At 45.7% G+C, this 17,885-nt stretch carries 13 protein-coding genes; 7 read left to right on the plus strand and 6 right to left on the minus strand.

The window, feature by feature from the left end:
- Positions 1–207: 207 nt before the first annotated feature.
- Complete coding sequence (locus MHM99_RS17570) at positions 208–1,554, minus strand: dicarboxylate/amino acid:cation symporter (RefSeq protein ID WP_049589117.1); 1,347 nt, start codon at positions 1,552–1,554, stop codon at positions 208–210.
- Between the two features lie 114 nt (positions 1,555–1,668).
- Between MHM99_RS17570 and MHM99_RS17575 the strand changes: the two genes are divergently transcribed.
- Positions 1,669–4,215: an Ig-like domain-containing protein gene (locus MHM99_RS17575; RefSeq protein WP_239220229.1), complete on the plus strand. Its 2,547-nt coding sequence runs from the start codon at positions 1,669–1,671 to the stop codon at positions 4,213–4,215.
- Positions 4,216–4,332: 117 nt separating this feature from the next.
- Here the strand turns inward: MHM99_RS17575 and astB are convergent, their stop codons facing one another.
- Positions 4,333–5,673 (minus strand): N-succinylarginine dihydrolase, encoded by a 1,341-nt coding sequence (gene astB / locus MHM99_RS17580; RefSeq protein ID WP_239220230.1) that lies wholly within the window; start codon positions 5,671–5,673, stop codon positions 4,333–4,335.
- Positions 5,674–6,068: 395 nt separating this feature from the next.
- Here astB and topA point away from each other — a divergent pair, with 395 nt between their 5' ends.
- The 6 genes from topA to fdhD all read left to right on the plus strand — a co-directional run bounded on the left by topA (position 6,069) and on the right by fdhD (position 13,121).
- Positions 6,069–8,723, plus strand: coding sequence for a type I DNA topoisomerase (gene topA / locus MHM99_RS17585; RefSeq protein WP_239220231.1), 2,655 nt, complete (start codon positions 6,069–6,071; stop codon positions 8,721–8,723).
- Positions 8,724–8,862: 139 nt separating this feature from the next.
- Complete coding sequence (locus MHM99_RS17590; RefSeq protein ID WP_014976306.1) at positions 8,863–9,414, plus strand: DUF2058 domain-containing protein; 552 nt, start codon at positions 8,863–8,865, stop codon at positions 9,412–9,414.
- Between the two features lie 346 nt (positions 9,415–9,760).
- On the plus strand, positions 9,761–10,600 hold the full coding sequence (locus tag MHM99_RS17595) for a leishmanolysin-related zinc metalloendopeptidase (protein ID WP_239220232.1): 840 nt from the start codon (positions 9,761–9,763) through the stop codon (positions 10,598–10,600).
- A 206-nt stretch (positions 10,601–10,806) separates the two neighbouring features.
- Entirely contained in the window at positions 10,807–11,718 is a 912-nt protein-coding gene (locus tag MHM99_RS17600; protein ID WP_239220233.1) for a LysR family transcriptional regulator, read from the plus strand.
- Positions 11,711–12,349, plus strand: a complete 639-nt coding sequence (locus MHM99_RS17605) for a molybdenum cofactor guanylyltransferase (protein ID WP_239220234.1) — start codon at positions 11,711–11,713, stop codon at positions 12,347–12,349. The genes MHM99_RS17600 and MHM99_RS17605 overlap by 8 nt, the downstream gene beginning before the upstream one ends.
- Positions 12,339–13,121 (plus strand): formate dehydrogenase accessory sulfurtransferase FdhD, encoded by a 783-nt coding sequence (gene fdhD / locus MHM99_RS17610; protein ID WP_239220235.1) that lies wholly within the window; start codon positions 12,339–12,341, stop codon positions 13,119–13,121. Before MHM99_RS17605 ends, fdhD begins: the two co-directional genes overlap by 11 nt.
- A 65-nt stretch (positions 13,122–13,186) precedes the next feature.
- Here fdhD and MHM99_RS17615 read toward each other — a convergent pair whose 3' ends face one another.
- The 4 genes from MHM99_RS17615 to MHM99_RS17630 form a co-directional block, all read right to left on the minus strand.
- Entirely contained in the window at positions 13,187–15,511 is a 2,325-nt protein-coding gene (locus MHM99_RS17615; RefSeq protein ID WP_239220236.1) for an FdhF/YdeP family oxidoreductase, read from the minus strand.
- Between the two features lie 142 nt (positions 15,512–15,653).
- Positions 15,654–16,664, minus strand: a complete 1,011-nt coding sequence (locus MHM99_RS17620) for a pyridoxamine 5'-phosphate oxidase family protein (RefSeq protein ID WP_014976312.1) — start codon at positions 16,662–16,664, stop codon at positions 15,654–15,656.
- Positions 16,665–16,675: 11 nt separating this feature from the next.
- Positions 16,676–17,353 carry a glutathione binding-like protein gene (locus MHM99_RS17625; RefSeq protein ID WP_239220237.1) on the minus strand — a complete coding sequence of 226 codons (678 nt, stop codon included), beginning with the start codon at positions 17,351–17,353 and terminating at the stop codon, positions 16,676–16,678.
- A 52-nt stretch (positions 17,354–17,405) separates the two neighbouring features.
- Entirely contained in the window at positions 17,406–17,867 is a 462-nt protein-coding gene (locus MHM99_RS17630) for a nuclear transport factor 2 family protein (RefSeq protein WP_239220238.1), read from the minus strand.
- Between the last annotated feature and the right edge of the window lie 18 nt (positions 17,868–17,885).

Consider the following 17,885-nt stretch of genomic DNA (forward strand, 5'->3'; position numbering starts at 1 on the left):
ATTGACTTCACGAAAAAGCCGAATATATGGCAGCAATGAATCACGTTATTAAATCAACACGGTGTCTTGCAATCGGAGAGGGTCCATATATGGTATAACGGAGCACGCAACTAACTAAAAAGGCCAGCAATTGATGCTGGCCTTTTTAGTATGCGACTGCTTCTGTAAACTCATATGTAAATCGAGCTAAAGAAGCTTTTGTAGTCGTTATTTATTCTTTTCAAAATGTTCGAAGTCCACATCTTCCTGCTTCAAACCGGCTTTAGGATCGTTATAAACGCTTTCGTCCAATGCACCTTCGCTTTTAGCTACAATGCACGACACCATACAGTCGCCTGTAATGTTTACCGCAGTGCGTGTCATATCCAGCAGTCTGTCTACACCGATAATAAGTGCGATCCCTTCAACCGGTAGGTTCACTTGCTGCAATACCATAGCTAGCATGATAAGGCCCACACCTGGCACACCAGCGGTTCCGATAGAAGCAAGGGTGGCGGTAAGTACTACCATCATATAGTCGCCAAGGCTTAAATCGACAGCGTAAACCTGGGCAATAAAGACCGTGGCAACACCTTGCATTATGGCCGTGCCGTCCATGTTAATTGTTGCGCCTAGCGGCAGGGTGAACGACGATACCGAGTTACCTACGCCAAGCTTGTTTTTCGCCGTTTCCATAGTGACGGGCAAGGTAGCGCTACTGCTTGAGGTACTAAATGCGAATAGCGCAGCGTCACGCATTTTCTTCATCAAGATAACAGGGTTTAATCCCGATAAAGCTTTTAGCAGCACTGAATAGGTTACCAGGCCGTGAAGGATTAACACGCCAAATACTAAGAAGAAATATTTCGCCAGGCTCAGAATTGTTTCGCCACCAATAGTGGAGAAGAGTTTCGCCATCAACACGTACACGCCGTATGGCGCTAAGTTCATGATGATGGTAACAAGACGCATGATTACCGTATTAATATCTTCAAAGATAGCGGTAAGACGCTTGCCCGCATCACCTGTCATCGCCATAGCTATACCAAACAGTACGGCAAACACAATGATCTGAAGCATGTTGCCTTGTGCCATTGAGTTAATTGGGTTGCTTGGGAACATGTTAACGATAACGTCAGACAGGCTAGGGGCCTCTTTCGCTTGGAAGGTAGTTTCTGTTGTTAGATTTAGCCCATCACCCGGAGACACCACTAAAGCTATACTCATGGCTAGTGTTATGGCAATGGCGGTTGTGACAACATAGAGTCCGACTGACTTTGCGCCAAGTCTTCCCAATTTACTAGGGTCAGACAGTGTGCTGGTTCCGCAAATTAAGGAAACAAACACAAGAGGAACCACAAGCATTTTTAAGCTGGCAATAAATATTTGGCCGAGAGTGGAAAATATACCTTCTACAAGAATGTTATACGTTGAGAACGCTAAACCGAATATCGAAAACGTAAAATCTCCGCTATCATCAAACAATAATTGGAGAAAGACACCAGTCAAGATACCGGCAGCCATGCCGATAAAGATGCGGGCGGTTAAACTATATTTATGTGCAGATGAAGACATTAATGTTCCCTGTGCATTTTTATATTTTTAATCTTTCGTAGTGTGCCAGATTCAGTTGATTTTTAAACATAAAAAACGACGCAATTGTCAATAAAAGAGGTTCAGGAACGAATTATGTCGACATTAGCGAAAACGCTAAGCCTAATTAGCGCATTATTTATGCTAACAGCATGTGGTGGGGGCGGTTCATCAGTCTCTCGAGATAACACGGATAACGGAAGCGGAGACGGCGGTACCACATCACCAACCTATTCAATCGCTTTAACACTTGAAAATGAAAGTGGAGCAAGCGACAACAGCCTTTCTGAAGACAATAGTCTGTTTGTTGTTGCGACCGTGTCAGATCAAGATGGCAATCCGCATGCAGACGCGTTACTAACCTTTACGCTAAGCAACGAACAACTAGCCGAGTTTGGCAACGACACGGGAACGGCGCGTACAAATTCAAATGGTGTAGCCCGATTACGCCTTAATGCCAGCACGGCTTCTGGAGATGGCGAAATTACCGCTGCGCTCGGTAGCGGCGAAACGGGAACTACCACGTTTTCAGCCACAGCGGTGACAAGCACCGACCCAACAACAATAAGTGTATCGCTAGCCCTACAAAATGCAGCTGGGGAAGCAGATAACAGCTTATCTTCTAGCAACGCATTGGTTGCGCTGGCAACCGTGACTAATTCTGAGGGTGAGCCTCAGGCCGATTTGCTCCTAACTTTCTCATTGAGCAATGATGATTTAGCGACGTTTTCTAACGATACTGCCACTGCACTGACTAATGCAGAAGGCGTAGCGTCGATCGGTATGTCGGTGGGAAGCGCATCAGGGGATGGTGAAGTAACGGCTACTTTGTCAACTGGTGAAGCGGATTCAACTACATTCAGCTCTACGGGCAGTACAACGGTAAGTGAAGAGCCTGCTTCACTAGACCTGTTCGCAAGTAGTATTTTATTGCCATCGAGTGGTAACGACCAAATTGAGCTTATTGCTTTGGTGAAAAATGCGCAAAGTGTGTTGATGGAAGGAGTCGATGTATCTTTTTTCGCTGAGAATGAAGACGGTTTACAAATTCAATTAAGTCAACCTGTTACCGCGGAAGATGGTACTGCTAGAGCATTTGTGTCAACACGAAATAATGCGATGAACAGGCCTGCTGAGGTTTTTGCCCAAGCTGGGAGCCTGCCGGCTGAGAAAATTTTGATTGAAATCAGCGGGACAGAAGTCACTGCTAACGGACCTTCATCTGTTATTCTAAACAGTACAGCCGAATTTACATTGAGAGTGCAAGATTCTGACGGCAACCCATTGGGAAATGAGTCTATAATCATCGAGCCCGGCACGGGAACATTTGACAATACGGCAGTTACCACAGGCGCAAATGGCCAAGTAAGCGTTACATATACAGCCGTCCAATCAGGTACCGACTCATTCAATGTGCGCGCTCTAGGTGCGCTCACTGTAGTTACTATCCAAGTTCAACAAGATGAATTTGACTTCGACAATATTCCACAGTCTGAAATACCATTAAACACGCCAACCTTGGTTTCTGTCCAATGGCTCAAGGATAACCTGCCAGTCGTGGGGCAAGAAGTTACATTTAGTATTTCTCGCGGTGAGTTTGTAAATGGAAGCACAAGTACGACAGATTCAAACGGCGTTGCCCAAGTTTCTATTCAGGCTGATAATGCAGGAATTGCCTCGCTTACCGCAACTGGCCTCGACAGTAGCGATGGTTCTTCGGTTAGTGCGGTAGAAGAAGTTGCGTTTATCGCGGTTGTACCAGCAACGATCATCGCTGATGCAACGCCAGATATAATAGGGCCAGACGGTCAAACGAGTACTATAACCGCAATCGTAAGAGATCCGAGTGGAAACTTGGTTAAAGATCAAGTTATCAATTTCAATGTTAACGATACATCTACAGGGTTTATCTCACCTTCTCAGTCTCGAACAGACAGTAATGGCGTAGCTTCTACTGTTTTCACGTCAGGGTCTACGTCAAGCGAAGATGCTGTGATTATTTCAGCAGAAGTCGCGAGCAACCCTTCAATTCGTGACACCGTAAATATGACGGTAGGAAGTAGACCGTTTGATATTTCTATTGGTACAGGAAACACACTTGAAGAGCCAGACACAGAAACGTACCTTAAGCGCTTTGCTGTCTTTGTTTCTGACTCAGCTGGGAGACCCGTTAGTGGAGTGTCGTTAACAGCTTCTGCTACCCCAGTTAAGCGAACTGAACCGGACAACAGAGGAATTTATCTAAAAGGACGATGGAACTGGAACGAAGACCGTTCTATTTGGGAGCCAATCGTAACAGCGGTTTGCCAAAATGAAGATGCAAATAGCAATGGTATATTAGACGCCGGAGAAGATACAAATGGTGACACATTCTTAACGCCTGGTATTGTGGGGACTATCTCAGTCGGGGGTAATGGCGTGACCGACATAAACGGGCAAGCTGAATTAATCTATCGTTACCCAGCAAGCTATGGCTACTGGTACGATACCGTCATTACAATATTCGGGCAGTCTAATGGTAGTGAGTCGAGCGCTGACCACTTTTACAGGCTAGGAGTTAGTTCTGAAGACCTGACTAATGAAGGTGCAGGGCTTCCGGCGAACCCATTTGGGATGTCAAACAGCTGTACCGACTTTGATTAAGCTGCACAAGTTATTAAGTAGTATCAGCTGATTCCTTGAAAGAAAGCCCGACGCAAGCGTCGGGCTTTTTGTTTTGATGGTAGCTTTAAAGCAGAATAGGTGCGTAAATAAAGATTGTTACGCCTGTTGGAATGGGTAAACCGAGCCAATTTTAAGGATTTGTGTAAGCTCATCAAGCGCAGTACGAGATTCAATGAGAAGCTGCGGATCGCGCAAGTCATCTTCACCTAATTCATCGCGATAGTGTTTGTCGACCCATGCATTTAAGCGTGCGAACTGTGAATCGTTAATTAACGTATTTTGATTAACCGCGGCGAGTTCTTGGTCATTCATTGCAACGCGCAAACGCAAACATGCCGGACCACCGCCATTACGCATGCTTTGTTTAACATCAAAATAATTAACCGACTTAATGGGCGTACCCAGTGTTACCAGCTTGTCTAAATAGCGCTTAACGGCTTCATTTTCCTCACACTCAGTTGGCGCAATGATAGTCATATCGCCGGTTGGAAGCGTTATTATTTGCGTATTGAACAAGTAGGTTTTCACTGCATCTTGCACTGATACTTCGGCAGTCGGCACTTCGATAAAGTGAAGCGGTTCGCTACCAAATTTAGCTTGAAGCTCTTTAAATCCAGCGTCTTTTTGATAAAACGCTTGCTCGTGGAAGAACAGTACATTCTGGTTGCCTACGGCAATTACGTCGTTGTGGAATACGCCTTGGTCGATAACCTCTGGGTTTTGCTGCATGTAAACTACGCCATCGTCGTCTAGACCGTGTAAGCGAGCTACTGCTTGGCATGCTTCTAGCGTTTGGCGAGCCGGATATTTTTTCGGTGCTGGTTTGCTGGTATCAAATGCATGACGACCATAAACAAACAACTCTACGCCTGCCTGACCATAGTTGCTGCAAAGTCGCGTGTGGTTGGCTGCACCTTCGTCACCAAAATGCTCGTTATCTGGCAGGTGCTGGTGATGAGCAAAGTGCTTTTCATTGGCAAATGTACCGCGCAGGATATTGCCTGTAACCTGAGGCTCTAGTGAACGATGGAACTTGTTGGTTAAGTTTGCAGGGGTAAAGTGAACGCGACCATCGGCAGTATCGGCACTAGGAGACACAGTGGCGGCATTTGCAGTCCACATGCTACTGGCAGAACAACAAGCAAGGAAAATCTCGCGAGATTGCTTTGCAGCGCTTTCTAGCACGCGAGCATCAGAGCCTGTAAAGCCTAAACGGCGCAGTGCAACGATGTCAGGACGCTCTTGTGGGGCCAACACACCTTGAACCATTCCCATATCGGCCAACGCCTTTGCTTTGGCTAAGCCTTGCTTTGCAGCTTGTTTTGGACTGCTCTTTGCGTTTGCGTTGTTCAGGGAAGCGACATTGCCAAACGACAAACCGGCATAGTTATGGGTAGGTCCTACAAGACCATCAAAGTTAACTTCAAACTGCTTCATACTTTCCCTCATTCTTGGAGTTTTGGCGCTTGACCCTATATGTTACTTTTCCATACGCACTGCGATTAATTTAATAGCAGCGGCAACGCTTTCGTTCTTTTACAGGGACAAACGATGCACTTCTTCACACCTGAACATGTTGTCAGGCTAGGTTGGAATGGCTGGCATTATACGGCTTTTAAGGCCAATGCCAATCGCACTGTTTATTTATTGTACAGTTTTTGCGCGTGTTTAAAGCAAAGGAAAGAATAAGTATGAAGAAGATCTTGTTTTCCATTCACTTTGTAGATATATGTTAAAAAAGAGCGAGTACCCTATATATAGTGCAAGGTTGCTCCAATTTTCAGAATTTGACGTAAATAGTCATTAAAAATCAATAGGTTTAGTTCAATTATATGGCAAAATCACTGGTCATAGTCGAGTCACCAGCCAAAGCGAAAACGATAAATAAATATCTCGGTAAAAATTTTATCGTAAAAAGTTCGGTTGGCCACGTGCGAGATCTTCCGACGAAGGCTTTAGGCAAAGTAGAGCCTAAAAAACCGGCTAAAGAACTCAAAACTTTAAGCGAAGAAGAGCGTCAAGAATATCTTCGCCGTCACGAATATTTGAAGCTTGTAGACAGAATGGGTGTGGATCCAGAGAAAGATTGGAAAGCCCACTATCAAGTGCTACAGGGTAAAGAGAAAGTCGTTAACGAACTTAAAAAGCTTGCTAAAGATGCTGACACTATCTATCTCGCGACCGATTTGGACCGCGAAGGGGAAGCGATTGCATGGCATTTACAAGAGCTGCTAGGTAAAAAAGACAAAACTTACCAGCGAGTGGTGTTTAACGAAATTACTAAAAACGCGATTCAAGATGCGTTCTCAGATCCGGGCGAACTAAATATCTCTCGCGTCAACGCCCAGCAGGCTCGTCGATTCCTAGACCGTGTTGTAGGCTTCATGGTATCGCCACTTCTGTGGAAAAAAATTGCGCGAGGCCTCTCAGCAGGGCGAGTTCAATCGGTAGCGGTTAGACTTGTTGTAGAGCGTGAGCGAGAAATTAAAGCGTTTGTACCTGAAGAGTTTTGGGACGTACACGCAGATTTAACTAGCCAGCAAAAAGCGGCACTGCGCATGCTAGTAGCAAAGCACCAGGGCAATGCGTTTAAGCCTAAAAACAAGGCCGAAACTGATAAAGCGCTTGCTGACTTAGAAGGGGCTAACTACACGGTAGAAAGCCGCGAGTCAAAGCCTACGCAAAGTCGTCCTTCTGCACCATTTATTACCTCAACGCTACAACAAGCGGCAAGTACTCGATTGGGCTTTGGTGTTAAGAAAACCATGATGATGGCACAGCGCCTTTATGAGGCGGGCTACATCACCTATATGCGTACGGATTCAACCAATTTAAGCCAAGAGGCGTTGGACAGTGCTCGTGCGTACATTTCAGATAATTTTGGTGACAAGTACCTGCCTGATTCGCCAAATCGCTACGGCAGTAAAGAAGGTGCGCAAGAGGCGCACGAAGCGATCCGTCCTTCAAACGTGAGCATAAGTGCTGCAAGTTTAGGCGATATGGAACGCGATGCACAGCGTCTTTATGAGCTTATTTGGCGCCAGTTTGTGGCCTGTCAAATGACTCCAGCTAAGTACGATGCAACCACTATTAAAGTGGCGGCGGGTGATTACGAGCTGACGGCGAAGGGCCGCGTACTTAAGTTCGATGGCTGGACTCGCGTTCAACCTCAGCTTCGTAAAAAAGGCGAAGAAGAGCTCATGTTGCCTGATGTACAAAAAGGCGATGTGCTTGACTTAAAAGCGCTTGATCCTAAACAGCACTTCACCAAGCCTGTAGCGCGATTTAATGAAGCTTCGTTGGTAAAAGAGCTTGAAAAACGCGGTATTGGTCGTCCATCGACCTACGCCAGTATTATTTCGACGATTCAAGATCGCGGCTATGTGCGCTTAGAGAACAAGCGTTTTTATGCCGAGAAAATGGGCGAAATCGTAAACGATCGTCTGATGGAAAACTTTGACGATTTAATGAGCTATGACTTTACTGCCAACATGGAGCAGCATCTTGATGATATTGCTGAAGGCAAGAAAGATTGGAAGGACGTGCTCAACGACTTTTACAGCGGCTTCTACGGAAAACTGTTAAACGCTGAGAAAGACCCTGAAGAGGGCGGTATGCGCTTGAATCAGGCAGTGCCTGCAGGTGTTGAGTGCGATAAATGCGGCCGTGAAATGAACGTGAGAACCGCGTCAACTGGCGTATTCTTGGGCTGTTCAGGCTACAATTTACCGCCGAAAGAGCGCTGCACAAACACCATGAATTTAACGCCTGGTGATGAAGTCGTGAAAGTGGACGATGAAGAAGAGCTCGAAACAGAAGCGCTTCGTTCTAAAAAGCGTTGTCCTAAGTGCGGCACGGCGATGGACAGTTACTTGGTTGACGAAACCCGTAAACTTCATGTGTGTGGTAACACGCCAACATGTGATGGCACCTTAGTTGAAACAGGCACATTCAAGATAAAAGGCTATGACGGCCCCATTATTGAGTGTGATAAATGTGGCAGCGATATGGAGCTTAAAAACGGTCGATTTGGTAAATACTTCGGCTGCACCAACGAAGAGTGTAAGAATACTCGTAAGCTACTTAGAAACGGTGAAGCTGCGCCGCCAAAAGAAGATCCGGTAGATTTACCTGAGCTTCCGTGTGAAAAGTCTGACGCGCATTTTATGCTACGTGATGGCGCTTCGGGAATTTTCTTAGCGGCGCATAACTTTCCAAAGTCGCGTGAAACTCGTGCACCGAAAGTGGAAGAACTTGCTCGCTTTAGAGATAGAATTTCGCCGAAATTCTACTATCTTGCTGATGCGCCACAAACAGATCCTGATGGTAACCCTGCAATAGTTCGATACAGCAGGAAGACCAAACAGCAATACGTGATGTCTGAAAATGACAACGGTAAAGCAACAGGATGGTCTGCGTGGTACAATAATGGCAAATGGCAGGAGCAAGCCGCTAAAAAGCCAGCGACTAAAGCCAAGAAGAAGTAATGCCTTTACATCGGAAAAGGTATAAATTGACCTTTAATTGAAATTAACAAGCCCGACATTGCTCGGGCTTGTTACGTAGTTAAAAGACGGTAAACGTCTGCAAAGCGTATCAATAGAAACAGTGTAACAGAGAGTAATTATGGCCTCCTTACAAGACCAACTACTGAAAGCCGGTTTGGCCGATAAAGCGTCTGCAAAGCAAGCGCGTGCAGATAAACGCAAAAAACAAAAGCAAAAGAATAAGCAAAAACAACCTGTCGTTGATGAAGCGACTATTGCTGCTCAACAAGCAGCTGAAGAGAAAAAAGCGCGCTCACGTGAGCTAAACCAGCTTCAACAGCAGGAGCGAGAGAAGCGCTCAATTATTGCGCAGGTAAGGCAGCTTATTACTGTAAACAAACAACCGCGCAATGGCGAAACCTTACTTAACTTTACACACGACAACGTAGTAAAGCGTCTGTATGTGAGTGAAGAGATGCACAAGCAAGTGACAAAAGGTCGTTTGGCTGTTGTATTGCTAGATGACGCTTATGAACTAGTACCAGCCCCCGTTGCTGACAAAATTGCGCAGCGCGACGAGGCTTCAGTTATTTACCGTGCTGATTTAGATAAGAGCGGAGCCGATGGTAAAGATGAAGAAGAAGATGATTGGTACGCCGATTATGAAATTCCAGATGATTTAACCTGGTAGGCCCTCTAATTCATTCTCGCAGCCGCGCTCTGTATCACAGAGCGTGGTAAGCGGGAAAGTAGACGTAAAAAATTTCAATAATTCGCCCCCTCCCTATACGTCATTGTGCCAATGGCGAACGACTTACGGTTAAGTATTCTCTGTTAAAAAATTCAACACGTTGATCTTTAGTAATTTTTACTTTTGCCGTTAACAAGCAATCTTTCTCATAACTACTTACGGTTTTCTCTACTATAGTTTTTTTAGTCCTTACCCTGTTGAGCTTTGAAATACAGCAAAGATAAACAGGCCTACGTTACTAAATTTATTTGCATCGAACGTTTTTTCTTAGTTTTGGAGGGGTGCTATGGGTGTCTCAATTAAGTGGTTCTTCAGTGTTGTGGTGTCGTTGTGTGTGTCTTTTTCAGCAAATGCAGGACTATTCAAAATTTCTATTAACGATCTTGGTGGTTTAACACCTTCACAATCCAGTGTTTTTGATGATGCAATCGCTTATTGGGAGTCTTACCTAATAGGCGTTCAAAGCGAGTTTAATCACAATATTGTTATAGATGCGAGTGGCGTTGCACTTGATGGTGTGGGTGGCGTATTGGGTAGTGCTGGCCCAACGGGTATCACTCAGCTACCAGACAGCACTTTTGTTTATGCAAATAAAGGCCGCATGCGCTTTGATACGGCAGACCTTGCTAGCTTAGAAAGTCGCGGTACACTTTTTGATGTCATCGTACACGAGATGGCCCATGTAATTGGATTTGGAGCATTGTGGACGACCGACTTTTTTATTGCGGGCAGCCAATCTAACTACGTCAGCGGTTCAGGGCGTTACACCGGAGAGTACGCTTTGGAAATTTATCGCCGCGAGTTTGTTGAAAACGCCACATTTATTCCTGTAGAACTGGGGGGAGGAGCCGGCACTGCCAACAGTCACTGGGACGAACCTTGGCCTGGTGGTTCATCAGATTTAATGACAGGGTATTTGGGGCCATATCCAATTTCGTTAAGTGATACCACTGTAGCGTCGTTTGCTGATATTGGCTATTTGACTACGGTTACTCATGCAGTAAGTGAAGCCGCAACGGTATGGCTATTTCTATTTTCAATGGGACTTGTTGTAAGAAGGCATCATCAAAGGTCAACAGGCGCTAGTACACGTCGTCTACAAATTTTTCAGGCGATGTCGGTCTAGCAGCGTCGAAGCGCTTGCGCAGAACAAAATGCTAAATCTATGCTGGGCGAATAATCTTGAGTGATAGTTTCTATCAATCAGTATGTGCACATATTTTTGGGATTTTTGGCTTATTCTAAAAACATGCGTTTAATGTACTTACAAGTCAAGCATTCCATTGGTAGAATCATGATAGAAGCTATCTATCATGATTAAGGTATTGGTCTTTGGATATTCGTCAGCTCCGGTTTCTGGTCGCGTTAGATGAGACGCAGCACTTCGGTAAAGCGGCTAAGTCGTGCAATGTTACACAACCCACGCTTTCTTCACGCCTTCATAATTTAGAAGATGAGCTTGGCATTCAGTTGGTGGCTCGCAACCACAGATTCCAAGGCTTTACGCCGGAAGGTGAAAGAATTTTGGCATGGGCAAGGAATATCTTAGCGGCGTGTGACGGATTACAAGCGGAAGCTGCATCGTGCAAAGGTGCCTTAGTTGGCCGACTTCGGATTGGTGCCGTTCCTCTAGCGAGTGTCGATCCTATCGACATTATTGACACCCTCTCAAAACAGCACAGTGCACTACAGTATTCCTTACAAACACATAGCAGTGAGTATATCGTTAACGCGCTACACCGTAACGAGCTTGACCTGGGTCTTTGTTACCTTGAAGGCATGAGCGCGCAACACTTCCATATTTTGCCGTTTAAAGCTACACCAATGGTGTTGCTGTATCACCCTAATCATTACTGCTTTGAGCAAGATACCCTAAGCTGGCAGTCTCTTTCATCACTGCCACTTGGGTTATTAACACCTTCAATGCACTTTAGGCAGTCAATCACGTTAAACATGGCTAATGTGGGCGTGAACAATGAGCCTGTTATTGAATCAGACTCGGTTCATTGTTTACTGCAAGCAGTGAAAAAGGGGATGTGTTGTACGATCCTTCCAACCAACGTCGCAAAGGCCAATGATGATTTAGGGCTCGCCTATGTTACTGTTGACGATGGTAAAACCATTTCGCCTTTAGGGCTCATCATGCGAAAAGGCGAACCCAGCTCTCCCATTGCAAAGCAATGCTTTGAGTTTTTAAAAGGATATGAGGAGATTTTCAATAAAGGGGGCATATGCAGTGAGTAAAGTGAATACGACACTCATCGGTTTAGTGCTTGCGGGTGGTCAATCGCGTAGAATGGGGCAAGATAAAGCACTTATGCGTTATCAGGGCCGTACTCTCATCGATAATGCTTCGTTACTTTTACAGTCTGCGAGTTGCGATAAAGTGTTAATTAGCCGCAACGCGCCAGGCTTTTTGAATGACAAAATTGAAGATGCAGGTCCGCTTAGCGGAGTACATGCTGTTTTAGACGCACTATCTCAACCTGATAATCACAATGGCAATCCTTGTGAACTACTTGTTCTTCCCGTTGACATGCCGCAGATGACGCCCGAGCTTTTGAGAATATTAGTCTCGCGAGGGCGAGAGGCTGAAAAGGCATGTTATGTGGAAAAACGCTTTTTGCCTTTCTATTTACCCGTTACTCAGGACACCAAAGCCCTCTTAGCCAACTATCTAGTTGAGCAAAGTAAAAGACGAGTGGTAGGATTTTTAGAAATTCTCAATGCAGTTTCTCTTAAAGAAGGCGACCTCAAAAAAATAGCGCGTAAAGATGAAAGCGATAACAAAAAGCGTCTCGCAAATATGTCCAATGAAGATGGCGTAGAGTGGTTGAATGTGAATACTCCAGGTGATTGGCCACATGAAAAGTAACACTGAACAACACGCATTAGTTTTAGATGCTACACCCTATACTCAAAAGTTTGCCCTTGCCGAAGAAGTCGCTTTAAGCATTAGTTATAACGGTATTAATTATGCCGTAATGCTGATAACCCCAAACGACATTGAAGATTTCATTGTGGGCTTCAGTTTAAGTAACGACATTATCGAACATCCCCGCCAGCTTTACGGTATTGAATTGACGCATCACAAAGAACACATCAATGCGGAAGTTGAAATTGCCAATCAGGCGTTCTGGAAGTTAAAGGAAAATAAACGGCAATTGGCGGGGGCGTCGGGCTGTGGGCTCTGCGGTGTTGAGGCTTTAGACAACGCTTTGCCTCAATTAACGTCTGTGGATGTATCGCCTTTGCCTGATGTGAGCTGGTTTAAAGGATTGCGAAGCCTTATATCTAATGCGCAAGCATTAGCTCAGCAGAGCGGTGCGGTACATGGAGCGCTCTACATTGATGCTAAGCGCAATGTGCTGGCATGCCGAGAAGATATAGGAAGGCATAATGCTTTTGATAAATTAATTGGTGCTATCACCACCAAAAAACTCTTTCAACCTGAAGGTATTGTTGTGCTCACAAGCCGCTGCAGTTTAGAGTTGGTTCAAAAAGCGATAAGAGCTAAATTACCTTTGGTAGTGACGCTATCTGCTCCTACAGCCTTATCAGTAAAGTGGGCAAGCCGTTATGGTCTCACCCTGATCCATGTACCTAAGTATGACCCTCCAAGAGCTTACGCACCGCAAGAAAAGTAGTGCGCAGCGAGCCAGTTAGAAACAAAGGGCCTGTACTGATAAGTACCGGATAAGCAACGAAAAGCTTACACCGCAGAGACTGCTATTCGGCCATCTGATTCAGATTTCGAAAGTTTGATCGCGATAAATTTCGATGTTGGTGTGAACGTGCCATCACCGTAACTTTCTAGTGGTACTAACGGATTGGTTTCGGGGTAATATGCTGCCGCTTGACCTTGCGGGATGTCGTAAGCCACCAACATAAACTGTTTAACTTGGCGTGTTTTGCCGTCGTTCCACATTGACGTAATGTCGACTTTATCGCCATCGTTAAAACCCAGCTTCTTAATGTCACGTTCATTGACAAACAGAACGTCCCGCGCGCCAAACACGTTTCTGTAGCGGTCATCCATACCATAGATAGTTGTGTTGTACTGATCATGAGAGCGCAGTGTTTGTAAAATGAGGTCCGGCTCTTCACCTTTCGCAACGAGGTCAGCATTTAACAGTGAATCAGGCAGGGCGTTAGCAGCAAACTCGGCTTTGCCCGATGGTGTTAACCAGCGTCTCTCACCTGCTGCATTACCTAAATGAAAACCACCTGGTTGAGCGAGTTTGGTGTTAAAGTCTTTAAAACCGTCTATGGTGTCGGCAATGAGCTCACGAATATTGTCGTAATCGCTTATTAAGAAGTCCCAGTCTACCGGCGTGTTGCCTAACGTCGCCTTCGCGATACCAGCAATAATAGCGGGTTCAGAGCGAAGTTCGGGCGAGCTTGGCGGAAGTTGGCCATAAGAAATATGGACCATAGAAAACGTATCTTCCACAGTCACGCCTTGTTGCCCGCTAGCCTGCATGTCAATTTCAGTACGTCCCAAGCAGGGTAATATAAGCGCGTCTTTACCTGTGGTTAGGTGAGAACGATTTAACTTGGTGGCGATATGAACGGTTAAGTCGCATTGTGACAGCGCAGCGTGAGTACGCGGCGTATCTGGCGTCGCCTGGGCGAAATTACCGCCTAGGCCGATGAAAACTTTGGATTCACCACTTTCCATAGCCTGGATAGCTTGAATCGTATTGTGACCTCTTTCTCGTGGAACGGCGAAGTTAAACTTGTTCTCTAGTGCGTCAAGCAATGCTTTGGGGGGTACTTCGTTAATACCCACAGTTCTATCCCCCTGCACATTGCTGTGGCCACGAACGGGAGAAAGCCCTGCACCAGGCTTGCCCACGTTTCCTCGTAGTAGTTGTACGTTCACTATTTCCTGAACCGTAGCTACTGAGTGCTTGTGTTGGGTGATCCCCATTGCCCAGCACATGATCACTCGTTCTCCACGTTTGTACATGGTTGCCGCGTGACGTATTTCGTCTTTTGATAAACCGCTCTGCGCTTCAATATGCTCCCAGTTCGTCGCTTCAACGGCACTCAAATAGTCGTCCATTCCATTGGTATGTGCGTTAATAAAGTCGTGGTCGAAGACGGGAGGAGCATTGTTTACTTTGGCTTCTTGTTCCCAAGTTAACAGCCATTTAGCGATGCCGCGCATAACCGCCATGTCACCACCAAGAGCAGGCCTGAAATAGGCGGTATTGGTTGGCTCAGAGCCATTGGTTAGCATCTCAACCGGATGCTGCGGGTTTTGAAATCGTTCAAGGCCACGCTCTTTTAACGGGTTGAAGCATACCACTTGCGCCCCTCTTCGTACTGCTTCACGAAGAGGTTCTAGCATGCGAGGGTGGTTAGTGCCCGGATTTTGGCCGATAACAAAAATGGTGTCTGCTTTTGCAAAATCATTGAACGTAACTGTGCCTTTGCCCACGCCTATCGTAGGTTTCATACCTTGCCCCGACGCTTCGTGGCACATATTTGAACAATCGGGAAAATTATTTGTGCCAAATGCGCGCACGAATAACTGATATAAATAGGCGGCTTCATTACTCGCCCGCCCGGAGGTATAAAACTCCGCCTGATGAGGGGAATGTAAACCCTTCAAGTGTTTGGCAATAAGTGCGAAGGCATCGTCCCATGATACTGGTTCGTAATGGTCTGCTTGAGCATTGTAGCGCATAGGGTGGGTGAGTCTCCCTTGTGACTCAAGCCAGTAGTCGGTGTGCTTTTTCAGTGAGCCGACCGAATACTTAGAGAAAAATGTTGGGTCTACATAGCGACCGGTAGACTCCCAGTTCACTGCTTTAGCACCATTTTCACAAAACTTCACTAAACCACTTTCTGGTGATTCACCCCACGCACAGCCTGGGCAGTCAAAGCCTTTGTCTTGGTTCGTCTTGAGCATGGCTCGTAGATTCTTAAGTGGCTTTTCGCTTTGGATCCAGCTCTGGGTTACACTCTTTAGTGCTCCCCATCCGCCAGCGGGTTTGTTGTACGTTTTGATGTTACGCTTATCACTCATGTTCTGCCCCTGTGTCTACGCGGGCAATTGCCCTTGTCTACAAAATCTAACCAAGACTTTTTGTCTAAACAGCGTAACCATTCTGGTTACGGTATTCCAATTGATTACGCTAACTAGATGATAGGGTTCATCAATTAACCGCTTATTTCCAGTCGCCTGTCTTTAGTGCATAGGGGGATATGTCTGTGATCTCATGGGAGTAGGGATACACACCCGAAATATGTGTTACCGAGAGTACCGAAAGAGACACAAAGCGCTCTGCACCTTCAAATGCGGTTATATTCGACTCGAGGGATTCGATACTCGCCTTTGCTTCAATAAACAGAAGGTCACCTGTTTCATTATCCCAAAAACACAGACCGACGCGTGGGTCTAGTAGGATGTTGCCCAAGGTATTAAAGAATTTATTACCGCTAAAATCGGGAAAGATTAACGAGTTCCCTTCCACTTTAACAAAGCCTGCTTTGCCCCCCCTGTGAGAAACGTCTAGCCCTTCATTTGCTGCATGGCCTAAAGATTTATGTCGTGAGGCAATAAAAAACGTTTCAGCCCTTGATATTAGCGTGCGTGCGCTTGGGGTGAGCACATTCGATGTTGAAGTAAAAAATGTAGAATCACCGGCACCTACTGTATTTTTCATTGGGGCAGTCTGAACGGCACGTTGTTTTTTGACTGTGGTTCGTTTGTGAATGTATTGGGGGCAGTTACCGAAACTTTGATCTACCAATACCGTAAGGTTTTCATTAGTTGCGTGACTTATCGTACCGTTCAACCGATTTCTTCGTCTTGTAGCGTATTCAATACCGACGATTCCAATTTTGCTGCCTGAAGTCACGTCGAGATTTAGCGAGTGTTGCATCATATTCCAAACTTCTACTGGTAGGCTAAAGCGTAATTGGGTAGCAGAGGGACTTTCTATGAAATCTCCTTCTCCCCAAACAGGCGTGGCTACAGGGTGGCCTTTTTCGTCTACCAAGGCGAAAACAGTGAACGGACTGGATGTAAAGAACTGCCTGTGTTGTTCCGGCATAAAGCTACGGATAAAACCATTCGTCCGCTCACCGATTTCCCTGTCAATTTCCAGCTTTTTTTGCAGTGCAATTTCGCCTTGATGAAACGCTGGGTTCAAGGATGATAGCTTAGGTAGAGACATAACGACCTCAATTAACTATGCGGACTGGTATTGCGCGCTGGTGCGATGTCAGACGCTGGCATTGGGACAAAATTATCCAGACTCTCAACCGCATTTATCCAGGCATTGATAAGAGGAAACTTGGACAAAGATATTCCTCCTTCAGGGGCATGAGCTATATACGAATACATGGCGATGTCTGCTGCGGTAACGTGTTCGCCAACCAAAAAAGCACTTACCGTGTTTTCTAGATGAGCCTCCATGTTTGCAAGTAACGTCTCGCTGGTGGCTAGTACTGTGGGCACATGAATAGTTGCTCCAAATACGTATTCTAATCGCGCGGCGGCCGGCCCTTTAGCAAGTTCACCCGCTGAGACTGATAGCCAGCGTTGAATTAGCGCTTTTTCTTTGGCGTCCTTTCCTAGCCAATAGTCACTGTCTGCGTATGCGTGGATCAAATAAACCAGAATGGCATTGGAGTCAGCCAAAGTGATATCACCGTCTGTTATCACGGGGACTTGTTTAAACACGTTAAGTGAGCTGAAGCGTTCACTCTTGTGCTCGCCTTTGGCCATGTCAGGCTCAACGGTTGTGAAAGGGATGGCATTCAGTGCCATAAACAATGAAACCTTGTGGCAGTGGCCAGATTTAGGGTTTTGAATCAAAACAATAGGGCTTTTGGGCAATGTATTGCTCGTTGGATTTGTCATAAATTCATCCTCTCAATAGAAATGGTTAGTTGAGTGTTATTATCAACATTGTTTACAGCTCAAGCTCGGACAGAGTGGGAAAATCGTCAGGGCGTCGTTCGCCATCCCACGTGAACTTTCGGTCACTTTCTGAAATAGGATGTTCGTTGATACTGGCAATACGTTTTTCCATTAGGCCATCAAGGTTGAACTGCCAATTTTCATTACCGTAAGCTCTATACCATTGACCAGAATCGTCCTTGTACTCGTATGCAAAGCGCACTGCTATGCGATTTGCGTTGAATGCCCATAGCTCTTTTACTAATTTATAGTTGAACTCTTTGTTCCACTTTCTCGTTAAAAAACTCACTATTTGAGCGCGTCCTTCAATAAATTCTGCTCGGTTGCGCCAACGGCAGTCAAAGGTATAAGCACCTGCAACTTTTACCGCATCTTTGGTGTTCCATGCGTCTTCAGCAAGGCGCACTTTTTGCGCTGCGGTTTCAGGTGAAAAGGGGGGAAGCGGTGGTCTCATAAATAACTCCTGTAGGCA

It is taken from the genome of Alteromonas sp. MmMcT2-2, from assembly GCF_022348305.1.
In the GTDB taxonomy this organism is placed as follows: domain Bacteria; phylum Pseudomonadota; class Gammaproteobacteria; order Enterobacterales; family Alteromonadaceae; genus Alteromonas; species Alteromonas macleodii.

Excerpts from the sequence above, each read along its gene's own strand:
- MHM99_RS17630 (WP_239220238.1), bottom strand. The coding sequence starts at position 17,867 with ATGAGACCACCGCTTCCCCCCTTTTCACCTGAAACCGCAGCGCAAAAA.
- MHM99_RS17625 (WP_239220237.1), bottom strand. The coding sequence starts at position 17,353 with ATGACAAATCCAACGAGCAATACATTGCCCAAAAGCCCTATTGTTTTG.
- topA (WP_239220231.1), top strand. The coding sequence starts at position 6,069 with ATGGCAAAATCACTGGTCATAGTCGAGTCACCAGCCAAAGCGAAAACG.
- MHM99_RS17575 (WP_239220229.1), top strand. The coding sequence starts at position 1,669 with ATGTCGACATTAGCGAAAACGCTAAGCCTAATTAGCGCATTATTTATG.
- MHM99_RS17620 (WP_014976312.1), bottom strand. The coding sequence starts at position 16,664 with ATGTCTCTACCTAAGCTATCATCCTTGAACCCAGCGTTTCATCAAGGC.
- MHM99_RS17590 (WP_014976306.1), top strand. The coding sequence starts at position 8,863 with ATGGCCTCCTTACAAGACCAACTACTGAAAGCCGGTTTGGCCGATAAA.
- MHM99_RS17570 (WP_049589117.1), bottom strand. The coding sequence starts at position 1,554 with ATGTCTTCATCTGCACATAAATATAGTTTAACCGCCCGCATCTTTATC.
- MHM99_RS17615 (WP_239220236.1), bottom strand. The coding sequence starts at position 15,511 with ATGAGTGATAAGCGTAACATCAAAACGTACAACAAACCCGCTGGCGGA.
- MHM99_RS17595 (WP_239220232.1), top strand. The coding sequence starts at position 9,761 with ATGGGTGTCTCAATTAAGTGGTTCTTCAGTGTTGTGGTGTCGTTGTGT.
- astB (WP_239220230.1), bottom strand. The coding sequence starts at position 5,673 with ATGAAGCAGTTTGAAGTTAACTTTGATGGTCTTGTAGGACCTACCCAT.
- fdhD (WP_239220235.1), top strand. The coding sequence starts at position 12,339 with ATGAAAAGTAACACTGAACAACACGCATTAGTTTTAGATGCTACACCC.